Source organism: Bradyrhizobium sp. USDA3010 (assembly GCF_056429065.1).
In genome coordinates this window covers 38,843-50,708 of sequence record NZ_JBWJZD010000006.1, presented here as the reverse complement: position 1 = coordinate 50,708, position 11,866 = coordinate 38,843, and the positions used below count along the sequence as shown (strand labels likewise).

General features: G+C 64.0%; 10 protein-coding genes. 5 read left to right on the top strand and 5 right to left on the bottom strand.

Annotated features, from left to right (window positions below):
- Positions 1–235: 235 nt before the first annotated feature.
- Positions 236–493 (bottom strand): hypothetical protein, encoded by a 258-nt coding sequence (locus tag AC066Y_RS11890; protein WP_478274031.1) that lies wholly within the window; start codon positions 491–493, stop codon positions 236–238.
- Between the two features lie 52 nt (positions 494–545).
- On the opposite strand from AC066Y_RS11890, the gene AC066Y_RS11885 reads away from it, so the two are divergent.
- Positions 546–1,172, top strand: coding sequence for a TetR/AcrR family transcriptional regulator (locus AC066Y_RS11885; protein WP_478274229.1), 627 nt, complete (start codon positions 546–548; stop codon positions 1,170–1,172).
- Here AC066Y_RS11885 and AC066Y_RS11880 read toward each other — a convergent pair.
- Complete coding sequence (locus AC066Y_RS11880; protein ID WP_478274030.1) at positions 1,163–2,161, bottom strand: winged helix-turn-helix domain-containing protein; 999 nt, start codon at positions 2,159–2,161, stop codon at positions 1,163–1,165. The two genes, AC066Y_RS11885 and AC066Y_RS11880, sit on opposite strands and share 10 nt — an antisense overlap.
- Positions 2,162–2,312: 151 nt before the next feature.
- Here AC066Y_RS11880 and AC066Y_RS11875 point away from each other — a divergent pair, with 151 nt between their 5' ends.
- Positions 2,313–3,491 (top strand): ABC transporter substrate-binding protein, encoded by a 1,179-nt coding sequence (locus tag AC066Y_RS11875; protein WP_478274029.1) that lies wholly within the window; start codon positions 2,313–2,315, stop codon positions 3,489–3,491.
- A 43-nt stretch (positions 3,492–3,534) separates the two neighbouring features.
- Here the strand turns inward: AC066Y_RS11875 and AC066Y_RS11870 are convergent, their stop codons facing one another.
- Positions 3,535–3,954: a hypothetical protein gene (locus tag AC066Y_RS11870; protein WP_478274028.1), complete on the bottom strand. Its 420-nt coding sequence runs from the start codon at positions 3,952–3,954 to the stop codon at positions 3,535–3,537.
- Positions 3,955–4,176: 222 nt separating this feature from the next.
- Here AC066Y_RS11870 and AC066Y_RS11865 point away from each other — a divergent pair, with 222 nt between their 5' ends.
- A complete protein-coding gene (locus AC066Y_RS11865) occupies positions 4,177–6,444 on the top strand; it encodes a DUF2235 domain-containing protein (RefSeq protein ID WP_478274027.1) in 2,268 nt (755 codons plus the stop codon).
- Positions 6,445–6,658: 214 nt separating this feature from the next.
- A complete protein-coding gene (locus AC066Y_RS11860) occupies positions 6,659–8,341 on the top strand; it encodes a phospholipase D-like domain-containing protein (RefSeq protein WP_478274026.1) in 1,683 nt (560 codons plus the stop codon).
- Positions 8,342–8,405: 64 nt separating this feature from the next.
- Here AC066Y_RS11860 and AC066Y_RS11855 read toward each other — a convergent pair whose 3' ends face one another.
- Together AC066Y_RS11855 and AC066Y_RS11850 are read right to left on the bottom strand one after the other, a co-directional pair.
- Entirely contained in the window at positions 8,406–9,506 is a 1,101-nt protein-coding gene (locus tag AC066Y_RS11855) for an LLM class flavin-dependent oxidoreductase (RefSeq protein WP_478274025.1), read from the bottom strand.
- A gap of 106 nt (positions 9,507–9,612) precedes the next feature.
- Positions 9,613–10,251: a TetR/AcrR family transcriptional regulator gene (locus tag AC066Y_RS11850; protein ID WP_478274024.1), complete on the bottom strand. Its 639-nt coding sequence runs from the start codon at positions 10,249–10,251 to the stop codon at positions 9,613–9,615.
- Positions 10,252–10,306: 55 nt separating this feature from the next.
- On the opposite strand from AC066Y_RS11850, the gene AC066Y_RS11845 reads away from it, so the two are divergent.
- Positions 10,307–11,815 (top strand): FAD-dependent oxidoreductase, encoded by a 1,509-nt coding sequence (locus AC066Y_RS11845; protein WP_478274023.1) that lies wholly within the window; start codon positions 10,307–10,309, stop codon positions 11,813–11,815.
- Positions 11,816–11,866: the final 51 nt, after the last annotated feature.

The following is an 11,866-nucleotide window of genomic DNA, read 5'->3' as shown; positions in this document are numbered from 1 at the left end:
GTGGCTGAGAATGGTGGGCGTGGTGAAAATGACGGAGATGCCGCAGCCTTTAGTCTTTTCCGCAACGTATCGGTTCGAACCGGCGCGGATCGGCCGCGCCGGGCGCCGCGACAATGCCCGGCAGAAATGTACGAGACCTTATCCAGAGTTGTGGTCGATCGACATCGAAACGGGCTCGCGAGGGACATGGTGAGCGCTTTGTTGAGGTTTCGGCGACAATTGCGGAGTGGGCGCGTCAGGTCAGTTCATTCAGGCCGCCGAACGGCGACCATCGGCAGTGGCGTGACTTGCGGCGGCTACCCCGCTGGGCCGCTGGGCGCGGCGCGCGCCGATCGGCGCGCCGCTGCTCCAGGACACCCGCGACGTCGCAGGCGCGGGCGATCCGCTCGACCGGCGCGGTCGCCAGGGCGAAGATGGCGTGGCCAAAGCCCTTCACGAGCCCGATCGCGTCATCGACAAAGGTGGTGGTCAATTGAAGTGCTAGGGTCTGCATGTGAGTGGCCTCCTATGCCAACTTGAGCAACGCTCAAATTAGTAGTACGAGAATGAACATTGTTCAAGAAGAATCGCGGCGGGACCGGAAAAAACTTCAGCGGCGAGGTCTGCTGATCGAGATCGCGCGCCGGCATATTGCAACTAAAGGATTGAGATCATTAAAGGTTCGCGATATTGCCGAGGCCGCCGGCTGCTCCATCGGCAGCGTCTATAATGAGTTCGGCGACTTCGACGGCCTGATCCTCACCGTGAACCGGGAGACCGTTCAGGCCCTGGCCACGCGGCTCAAGGCGGTCCCGGCCGACGATCCCCTGCGCCAGCTCCACGGGCTTGCGGTCGCCTATCTCGGCTTCGCCACCGAGCACGCCAATCTGCTGCGCTCGCTGTTCGAGCACCGGATGGAACACGACCGGCCGTTTCCGGAAGATATCCTGGCGATGGTGATGGATGCCTTCGCGCTGATGCACGCGCCGCTGGTGCGGCTGTTGCCCGATCGCGATCCCAACGATGTTGCGCTGCTGTCGCGGATGATGTTCTCCGCGGTCCACGGCATCATCTCGCTGGGCCTCGAGGAGCGCATGGTCGCGGTGCCGCCGGAGCAGCTGCGCGAACGCCTCGCGCAGTTCGTCGACACGCATCTGTCCGGATTGGGCGTCACGCGCAGCAATCAGGTTTGATTTCGTGCGACACGGCCTGGGTTGGCGAGCGTCCAGAGCGGTTCGAGGAACACAACACTGGTGCCTCCCTCGCGGAAGACGAGCTTGAACTCGATCCGTCCGTCCGCTGTGATGAATGCAGAATGCAGTCCCGCATTGCCGTCATATCGCAAGACGTCATCGAGGACATGTCCGGTGAAGCCTCCGGAAAATCCGGGTCCGGGTACTCGGCTGTGCGGCATCGCCGGCCCATTCACGAGGTAGCCGGTCGCAACACCGTCCCGATCGACATTGGTGACAATCATCATGAATTGGCGGTGCGAATTGATCCATCCCTCACCGCTCACCCACACGCCGAGAAAGCGGCGGACATTGTCCGGCACATCGCTAGCCGGCGCGTGAACGCGATAAGCGGGAAGCGGCAGCTGCTTCTCGGCCGCCAGCGCGGTGATCCGCTCAACATCCTGATCCGGCACGATGCCGTGATCTTGCGGCGCAAGCCAGTTCGCCAATTGCGTTAGGGGATGCCACATCCCGTTGGCAATTGGCGGCGCGGAGGCAAGAGCTGCGAAGACAATCACCGGCAGGGCCGCGACCATCGACCATCGAGGAAGCATGGCCAAACGTGCTGCACCGCCCCGGGCAGCAGACGGCCCGCGTGGGACATTCTGCAGTCCATCGTCCAGCGATAGCGGAGCAGGCTCGGCATCGAGCCGGTATCCCCGGCGCGACACCGTCTTGATGATGCGGTGGTCGTCATCCCGCAACTTCAGGCGCAGCTCGCGGATGCATTGGACGAGCGAATCGTCCGAGACCGCGACATTGCCCCAGACCGCCGCGTGCAGATCCTGCTTCGATAGCAACCGCCCGGCATTGCCGGCGAGATGGCGGAGGACCGCGAACGACTTCGGCCTGAGCTCGAGCTCGACGCCATCCACGAGCGCGACACCGCGGGCGAGATCGAGCACAAAGGAATCAAATATCAAAACGGATTCAGTCGTCGGGTCCATAGAGGACACTCCATGCCCACAGACGGCGTCAATTGGAGAAATTTAGCAGGAAATTCGTCGTTCTGTCACTTCTTGATCAGGACTTCCCAGCGACGAAGCCGATAGTCGCGAGCTGGCCCTGCATCATTTCCGGGCCCGCGGGAGGTTGGCCATGTCGAGGACGCCGTTTGCCGTATTGGTCGGAGCTGTTCTGGCGCTTTCGGCGGTGCAACCGGGACCAGCCCAAGCCCAGGACACCGTGAAGGTCGGGCTGGTGATGCCATTGACCGGCGTTCTGGGGCCGGTCGGCAAGCAGGCGGTCGCGGGGGCACGGCTCTACATGGCGCAGCACGGCGATATGGTCGCCGGTCGCAAGATCGAATTGATCGTCCGGGACGACGCCAGCGTGCCCGACAATGCCAAGCGCATCGCTCAGGAGCTGATCGTCAACGACAAGGTCGCGATCCTCGGCGGCGGACTGACGCCGAGCGTGCTGGCGCTCGCGCCGCTGGTCAATGAGAGCAAGACGGCGACCGTCGTCATGGTGTCGGGCACATCGATCGTGACCGAACGATCGCCCTACTTCGTCCGCACCAGCTGGACGCACGCGCAGCAGGCCAGCGTGCTGGCGGATTGGGCGGCCAGGAACGGATCGAGGCGGGCCACCATCATCGCGTCCGACTGGGCACCGGGGCATGAAGCCGCCGGCGTATTTTCGGCAAGCTTCACCGCGGCGGGCGGATCGATCGTCGAGGCGCTGAAAGTGCCGCTGGCCAATCCCGATTTCGCGCCGTTCCTGCAGCGCGCGCGGGACGGCAATCCCGATACCCTGTTCATTTTCGTGCCGACAAGCCAGGCCGCCATCCTGGCCAAGCAATTTGTCGAGCGCGGGCTGGACAAGAGCGGGATCAAGCTGATCGGCCCTGGCGACATCGCTGACGACGAAGACCTGCCGGGAATGAGCGATGCCATGATCGGCATGATCACGGCCGGATTCTACTCCGCCGCTCATCCATCCGACCTGAACCGCGCCTATGTCGCAGCGTTCCGCAAGGCCAATGCCAACGTCCGTCCGAACTTTATCAGCGTCAGCGCCTATGACGGTATGCATCTGATCTACGAGGCGCTGAAGGCGACCGGCGGCAAGACCAATGGCGACGCACTGATCGAAGCCATGAAGGGCATGGCTTGGGAAAGTCCGCGCGGCCCGATGTCGATCGACCCGAAGACGCGCGATGTCGTCCACGACATCTACATTCGCAAGGTCGAGAGGGTCGGCGGCGGGCTCTACAGCGTCGAGCACGAGACCTTCAAGGCGATCAAGGACCCCGCCAAGGTCGCGAACAAGTAAGCCAGGCGGCGAAGCCGGTCGGGCCTGGCGCCGCTCCAACGCGTCAGACCCGGGTGCGGGCGATCGTGCCGGCGACGATCTGCATTGCGACGCCGAGCACCCAGCCTGCCATGATCGCCGCGGTCCAGGCGATGTCCGGCTCGCTGCGCAGCACGACGACACCGACCGAGAAGAACGCGACCATGGTCGCGAGGAAGGTGCCGATCGCGCTCAGCAGCTCCGCTGCGTCGATCTTACGCGTCGAGGTCCCGTCCTTCGGATGGAACAGCTTTGGCGGCGTGTCGATGCCGACATAGAATCCGATCGCGCCGCCCAGCATCATGATCAGCAGGAACGCCTGCGAGGTCAGCGCCGACACGCTCGAGCCGACATGGATGGCGACGAACAGACCGCTTGCAGCTCCCGCCAGGGCAAGACCGAAGCGCTCCAGGACATGGGCAAATTTTCTGACGCGGCTGCGCATTGCTGTGCCTCATCAATGAATTGCACCGCCGGTCAGCGTAGGCCCTTTCGTTACGCTGCGAAAGTCGTCTCGCCTCACATGGCCGCGACCTCGTGACGCTTTTGTGCGCCAGTTCACACCTAACGCGGCACGGAGTCATTAATGATCGATCCAAGGTAGCATTCGATCCGGCCCCTGCTACGCTGCGCCATCCGCTTCAATCACTTCAGCGAGCGTCTTTCAATGCCGAGCCCGAAGATCATTATCCTGTCCGACGGCACCGGCAACGCCGCCTCCAGCGTCTGGCGCACCAATGTCTGGCGGATTTTCCAGTCGCTGGATTTGCAGGGCAACACGCAGGCCGCCAAGTATGATGACGGTGTCGGCACGTCGTCCTTCGTTCCGCTTGCGCTGCTCGGCGGCGCCTTTGGCTACGGCCTCAAGCGCAATATCCTGGATGCCTACAAATTCATCTGCCGCAACTACGACCACCAGAACGATTCGCAGATCTACCTGTTCGGATTCAGCCGCGGCGCATTCACCGTGCGCACACTCGCCGCACTCATCCTCGATCAGGGCCTGATCGTCGCGGACACCGAAGCCGAACTGCACGACGGCGCGGTGAAGGCCTATCGCGCGTACCGGGCCGCGGGCTATCACTCGATCTGGCGCATCGAGGTGCTGTTCCGCGCGCTGCGCGACTACATCCTCGTGCCGGTTCTGGACCGCCTTCAGCGCAACAAGCCTTATGCGGAGATCGCACGGAAGCCGGTGCCGGCGATCGAGTTCATCGGCATCTGGGACACCGTCGCGGCCTATGGCTTGCCGATCGACGAGATGACACGCGGCATCTCCGACTGGGTGTGGCCGCTCGAGCTGCCGAACCGGATTCTCAGCCCGAAGGTCAAGTGGGCACGGCACGCGCTGGCGCTCGACGACGAGCGCACGACCTTTCACCCGGTGCTGTGGACGGAGCAGGAGCCGGGACAGCCCGCACCGGCCGTGCCGGCAACGATCGACGGCGAGCGCCTCGTCCAGGTGTGGTTCGTCGGCATGCATGCCAATGTCGGCGGCGGCTATCCGGACGACGCCGTCGCCTTCGTGCCGCTGGCCTGGCTGGTCGACGAAGCCGTCAAGCGCGGGCTCGTGTTCAAGCGCGCGCCGATCGCCGATCCCGATGCGATCAAGGCGATCAAGTCCTCCGAGGACAAGGATGGCCGCCTCTACGATTCGCGGGCCGGCCTTGGCTCCTACTACCGGTACGGTCCCCGCAAGGTCGCTGACCTCTGCAACGATCCCTATGCCGGCGTCAGCGTGCCGATGCCGAAGATCCACGAAAGCGTGTTCGAGCGGATCGACAGCGGTGCCAATGCCTATGCCCCGATCGGACTTCCACCGCACTATGTGGTCGTCTCCCGCAGCGGCCAGGTGACACCGCTGGGACTGAATACGTTTGAAACGCCCAGTGGCGCGCCGGCGCGTCATGCCGCGCAGGAGAAGCTGTGGAATTTCGTCTGGATGCGGCGGATCGCCTACTTCGCCACGCTGGCGGCGTCGCTGCATTTGGCGACGTTCTGGTTGTTCCACAACCAGCACAAGGAGCACGAATTCAGCTCCTGGTTCAGGATGATCTCGGAGCTGGTGCGCTTCATCGAGTCATTCCTGCCCGCCTCGTTTCATTGGTGGACCGATTGGTATGCCGGCAACCCGGAATGGTTCGCCGGCGGCATCATCGCCGCTATCGCGCTGATGGCTGTGGGCAGTTCGCTGAGCGCAACGATCAGTGACAGGATGCGGATCATCTGGCGTGACCGCGCGAACCCGACGCCGCTCTCCGGGTTCATGCACGAGGCGATCTATCGCTTCCGGACCAGCACGATCTATCAGTGGATCCTCAATGTCGGGAAGCGGCATGTTGTTCCGTTCGCACTGACAGCCTTGCTGGTCTGGTTCGGCGCGACGCTGCTGAGCCATTTCCTGTTCAATGCCGCGGATTCGATGGGCGCCTTCTGCAAGGGGAGCGCGGCGGACAAGCTCGTCGCCGTCGACAAGGGTATCCCGCAGGATGCGGCCGACTTCGACACCAGCGCGATCTGTGCGCCGACCGGGCTCAAGGTCCGCACCGGGTTCAGGTACGAGATCGCGATCACGATGTCGGAGCCGTGGCAGGACGCCGGACGCGCGGTCACGCCGATCGGATACCGGACCTCGACCATCGAGGGCGCCAAACGCTGGCGCGGATACGCCACGATCTTCCTGCGGCGCATCCTGTTCCGGCCATGGTTCAGGCTGATCGCACGGGTCGGAGAAACCGGCGTCGACGAGTATTTCCTCGACCCCTTGCCGGCGCCGAACACCGACCCGCAGGTCTACAAGGCGAGGTTCACCGCCGATCGCAGCGGCGAGATCTTCCTCTACGTCAACCAGGCCGTCATCGGCCTGCCCTGGATCACCAAATGGTTCTACGGCGATCACAATGGTAAGGCGAAGGTCACGGTGAAGCTGCTCTAGACAGCTGCAACAGCGGCGGAACGGTCGACACGGCGTGATCCATCTGTGATCCAGCCGATAGTTTCAGTTGCATACCTTGTTCCATACTCCCCTTGCTAGACGAGCTGCCAGGCGCCTGGAACGATCCGACGCGACACGTCGAATCTGCTGCGGCGCAGACGCGCCAGCTTCATATCGAGCAGATATTTCTCATCAGTGATTTGGAGGCATCACCATGATTTCCACAATTCAGGCGTTTCCAACCACCGACGGCATCTTCGTGGTTTGGGAGGTCGCGGCAATGATCCCGGACTGCCTCGGCTTTGCGCTCTATCGTCAGCAGCAGGGCAAGAACGCGACCGTCGTCGACACCTGGGTCGGATTCGAGGATCAGGTGCAGGGTCACAAGGCGGGAGATCATCGGCCGAGCACCGAATGGCCGGTGCAGAAGACCAACTGGACCGATTTCCTGGCCCCGGCCGATGCGCCGGTCCGCTATGGCGTCGTTCCGGTTCTCAAGGACGGCGCCACCAAGGTGAAGCCCGCCTACAGCGCGCCGGCGACATGGACCGACTACGTCTCGGCCACGCCGTCGGGCCCGCTGAAGCCGTGGTTCAACCGCGGCACGATCTCGGCACAATGGCTGTCGCGCGCGATCGGCACCACGCCGAAGGCCTCCCAGACGCTGGAGAAGGCGATCTCCACCAAGGGCAACAAGATCCGCGACTTCCTCAAGGGCGAGCTTGGCGCGCGCTTGCTCGCTCTGCTGGCCGGGGCCAAGAAGGACAAAGTCGACGTCTATGTCGCGCTCTACGAGCTCAACGATCCTGAATTGATCGCTGCGCTGACCGCGCTGAAGGGCAAGGCGCACGTCGTGCTCGGCAACAGCACCGGCAAGTCCGACGCCACCGCAAAGGAGACCGAGAAGAACGCCGGCGTGCTGAAGAAGGCGGGCGTCGACATCGTCCGCCGCAAGATCGCACCGGCTCGTTACGCGCACAACAAGTTCGCGGTGTTCTGCGACGGCGCGCAGACACCGAAAGTGGTTTGGACCGGCAGCACCAACTGGACCCGGACCGGGCTCTGCACCCAGAACAACAATGGGCTGGAGATCACCGACGACAAGATCGCGGCGGCCTATCACGAGCATTGGAAGGCGGTCTACGCCGACGGCAGCAAGTCGCCGAAGGCGCTGGCCGTGGCCGGCAATCACGTCTGGCCGTTCACGATCGGCAACTCGAACATCAGTGTCTGGTTCACGCCGACCACCAAGAGCGGCGATCTCAAGGAAGCGACCAAGATGATCGAGGACGCCGAGCATGGTGCGGTGTGCCTGATGCTCAATCCCGGCAACAAGGGCCTGCTCGGCCCGATCCTGGAGAAGGCGCAGGACAAGAACCTCTATGTGCGCGGGGTGCTCAACAACTTCCCGGCGCAGGGCAAGGACAGTCCGAAGGATCAGCTGCAACTGCTGGCCGGCAGCGGCCAGCAGCAGGTCTTCAAGGGCAAGCAGATTGCCGACGTGATCCGGCCCGCCGGCATCGACAAGACCGCCGACTGGTGGCAGCACCAGATCAAGAACACCGGAAAATTCATGATCGCCGTGCACAGCAAGGTGATCGTGCTGGATCCGGCCGGCAAGAACCCGGTGGTCATGACCGGCTCGCACAATTTCTCCGACCGCGCCAGCACCAAGAACGACGATAACCTCGTCATCATCAGAGGCGATTCACAGCTGGCGCTGACCTACGCCGCGCGCATCGTCAGCATCTACGGCCAGTATCGCTGGCAGGCCTGGCGCAACACGCCGGAAGGCCAGAAGGACAAGGGTCTGAAGCGCAGCGACACGTGGCTGAGCAGCCGCATCGGCAAGGGCTGGGCGCAAATCGAAACCCGTTTCTGGCTCGGAACGGCCTGAGGCCGGCGATCCGTCATGACATACGGGCAGCATTGCCGCTGCCCGCATGATCCTCACCGTCAAACTACGCCGCGCGGCCGACCGAGGCGTCGAGGTGCTTCAGCTTCGGCAAGACCTCCTGCTTCAGCAGCCGCAGCGAATTGTGCCAGGCTTCGGGCTTGTGCTTGTAGTCGAAGCCGAACACCAGCAGCACGCCGAAGCCGCCGACCTCCTGATAGATCTTCTCGATCTTCTCGGTGACGGTCGCGGGCGAGCCGACGATCCAGTTGTTGCGGGCGCAATACTCGACCGTGACGTCGCTGTCGGGCACGTCGGGCGACGCCTTCAGATAATCCTTGAAACCAAAGTGCCCGAGCAATGGCAGGAAATACTCGCCCATCATCCGGCCCATCATGTCGCCGGTCGACAGCCTCCATGCCTCCTCGTCGGTGTCGGCGACGAACACTTCGCGCACCATCCGCCAATCCCTGCGGCTCGGCTTGCGGCCGGTCTTGGCCGCGCCGGCTTCGACCGAGTCCCAGTGACTGCCGACATAGGCGGGGTTGAGGTTGAGGCTCATCGGGATGAAGCCGCGCTCGCCTGCGAGCTTGAGCGTATCCGAGTTCTTCGACAGCCCCGCGACGCCGATCGGCGGATGCGGCGCTTGCTGCGGCTTGATGTGCGGTTTGAGGAAATCGAACATCGCGTCCGGCTTGGTCACCGTCCAGAACTTGCCCTTGTGGGTCCACGGAGCCGGCTCGGTCCACATCTTCAGGATGATCTCGAGCGCCTCGCGGGTCATGTCGCGGTTCTGGCCGGACATGCCGTCGACGTTGAACATCGCCCAGTCGCTCGGCAGGCCCGAGGCGGCGACGCCGAAATTGAGCCGCCCGTTCGAGAGATGATCGAGCATCGCGACGCGGTTCGCCAGTTCGGCCGGATGATGATACGGCAAGAGGAAACCGCCGGGTCCGATGCGGATGGTCTTGGTCTGCAGCAGCGCTTGCGCGATCAACAGATCCGGCGACGGATGCGGCTCCCAGGGCGCGGTGTGGTGCTCGCCGATCCAGGCTTCCTGATAGCCGAGCTCGTCCAGCCACCGCAGCACCTGCAGGTCCCAGTCGTGGCCCTCTTTCAGTCCGCACTCCGGCGGATGCGACGGCATCGCGAAGTATCCGAGTTCCATGGGCTTCCTCTCTTTGTTCGATACGTGTCTTCCGCACGCGCTCCGGAGAGTACCTGCCCCGGCTACGGCAGAACAATGGCTTTGTCGCATGCCGCCCGGCCGGGAATCACACGTAAGGCGTCCCCTTCAGCATGGCCGCGATGCCCGAAAAGCTTCGCTCCATGATCTGCAGGAAGGTTGCACGTGACGACGCGGCCGACCTGCGGGCCTTGTGCTCCCGAAGCCCTTCCGCGTAAGCGACGGTCAGCGCCGTGACCACCATCGACGCGGCGAGCCGGGCGTCGGCATCGGCGAGCGGCCGCTTGATGGCGCCCGCCAGCACAGCTGCAAGATCATCGATCAACTCGTCGCGCATCTCGCGCGCCCGCGCCGAGAGCGCCGGGCTGTCGGCAACGGTGCGCCAGAATTTTGCCGTTGCATCGGTAAATTTCGCGAACGGATGCACCCGGTCCGCGAGGCTCTGCACCAGCTTGCGCAGCGTCATCAGCGGCGCTTCGCCGGCTGGACGCTCGGCAAAGGCGGCCTTCAGAATCTGGCGGCTCTCCTCTTCACGGTCGAAGAACAGATCTTCCTTGCGCGGAAAGTAATTGAACACCGTCATCCGGGAGACCTCGGCAGCCTCGGCAATTTCGGCCACCGAGACATTGTCGAAGCCGCGCTCCAGGAACAGCTCGGTGGCGACATCCGAGATCGCCTGGCGCGTCGCCTCCTTCTTCCGCTCCCGCAATCCGTCCCGATTTGACATGGAAGAATTTGTACCATAAAAAATATTATACTTGGTACAAATTTACGGTGACGACTTGACGCGTGAACGGACGGATGTGGTTGTGGTCGGCGCCGGACCGACCGGACTGCTGCTGGCGATCGAATTGACCCTGGGCGGCGCCGACGTGATCGTCATCGAGCGGCTGGCGGAGCCTGACCAGACCATCAAGGCCGGCGCGATCGGCGCCCTCGCCGGCGAAGCGCTGGAGCGCCGTGGCCTTGCCGAGGCGATGGATGCGGTCGAACGCAGCATGGCGGACAGCATGTCCAGGCTCATGAAGCGTGCGGACGGCGAGTCGGAGCTGCCGTTCAAGAAATTCGGCGGTCACTTCTCCGGCATCTTCGGGATTGACCAGACGCGTCAGCGCGAGCCGGACCGGCGGTTGCGCGGCGTGAACCAGCAAGCCCTGGAGAAAATGCTCGGCGAGCGCGCCCAGGCACTGGGTATCGCGATCAGGCGCGGCTGCGAACTGAACGATTTCGAGGATGCCGGAGACGGCGTCCTGACGAGGGCAAGGAGCGCGTCCGGCGATGTGGAGTTGCACTCCGCGTATCTGGTCGGCTGCGACGGCGGACGCAGCGCGGTGCGCAAGCGCGCGGGCTTCGACTTCCCTGGCACCGAACCGACGCTCACCGGACACCAGGCCATCGTCGACCTCGATCATCCGGATCGTCTGCTCCCGGTCGGCTGGCGGCGGACGCCGGTCGGCATGATGGCCTATGGACCGATTCCGGGCCGGGTGTTCATGGCCGAGTTCGACGGACCGCCGACGGATCGCAGCGCGCCGGTGACGCGCGAGGAGATCGAGACCACCCTGCGCCGGATCAGCGGTGCCGACGTTCGTGTCACCGCGGTCAAGACCGCCACCCGCTTCACCGACAATGCGCGGCAGGCCGACAGCTATCGCAGGGGCCGCGTGCTGCTGGCGGGCGACGCCGCGCATGTGCACTCGCCGTTCGGCGGGCAAGGCTTGAATCTCGGCCTGCTCGATGCGGCCAATCTCGGCTGGAAGCTCGCGGCGGTCGTGTGCGATCGCATGCCGGAAAGCCTGCTCGACAGCTACACGGCAGAGCGGCATCCGATCGCGGCCAAGGTGCTCGCCAACACCCGCGCCCAGGTCGCGTTGATGCGGCCTGACGTCATGACGGACGCCCTGCGCGACATCGTCGCCGACCTGATGAGCGGCGACGAGGGGACTCGCTACTTCGGCGAGATGATCAGCGGCATCAAGATCCGTTACGACCTCGGCAGCGATCATGCATCGGTCGGCCGGCTCTCCGGCAATTTCGCGCTCGGCGACGACGGCGCGGCAACAACGCTGTTCGATCAGATGGAGGACGGCAGGGCCGTGCTGGTCGATGCAACGGGCGGGGCCGCGTCAGCGATCGCGGCTCGCTGGGACATGCTCGTACGATGCGTACCAAGGCGCGCCGGCCCGTCGCTGCTGATCCGCCCCGATGCCTGCATCGCGTGGGCCGACGGCGAGGACTTGGCGGGCCTCGACGCCGCGCTCACGCGCTGGTTCGGTGCCCGAACAGGATGAATTGCATCGTCATTCCGGCGATGCGCAGCATCGAACCCGGAATCTCGAGAT

Bases quoted from the DNA above. Each gene is read 5' to 3' on its own strand.
- AC066Y_RS11890 (WP_478274031.1), bottom strand. From the start codon at position 493: ATGCAGACCCTAGCACTTCAATTGACCACCACCTTTGTCGATGACGCG.
- AC066Y_RS11885 (WP_478274229.1), top strand. From the start codon at position 546: ATGAACATTGTTCAAGAAGAATCGCGGCGGGACCGGAAAAAACTTCAG.
- AC066Y_RS11880 (WP_478274030.1), bottom strand. From the start codon at position 2,161: ATGGACCCGACGACTGAATCCGTTTTGATATTTGATTCCTTTGTGCTC.
- AC066Y_RS11875 (WP_478274029.1), top strand. From the start codon at position 2,313: ATGTCGAGGACGCCGTTTGCCGTATTGGTCGGAGCTGTTCTGGCGCTT.
- AC066Y_RS11870 (WP_478274028.1), bottom strand. From the start codon at position 3,954: ATGCGCAGCCGCGTCAGAAAATTTGCCCATGTCCTGGAGCGCTTCGGT.
- AC066Y_RS11865 (WP_478274027.1), top strand. From the start codon at position 4,177: ATGCCGAGCCCGAAGATCATTATCCTGTCCGACGGCACCGGCAACGCC.
- AC066Y_RS11860 (WP_478274026.1), top strand. From the start codon at position 6,659: ATGATTTCCACAATTCAGGCGTTTCCAACCACCGACGGCATCTTCGTG.
- AC066Y_RS11855 (WP_478274025.1), bottom strand. From the start codon at position 9,506: ATGGAACTCGGATACTTCGCGATGCCGTCGCATCCGCCGGAGTGCGGA.
- AC066Y_RS11850 (WP_478274024.1), bottom strand. From the start codon at position 10,251: ATGTCAAATCGGGACGGATTGCGGGAGCGGAAGAAGGAGGCGACGCGC.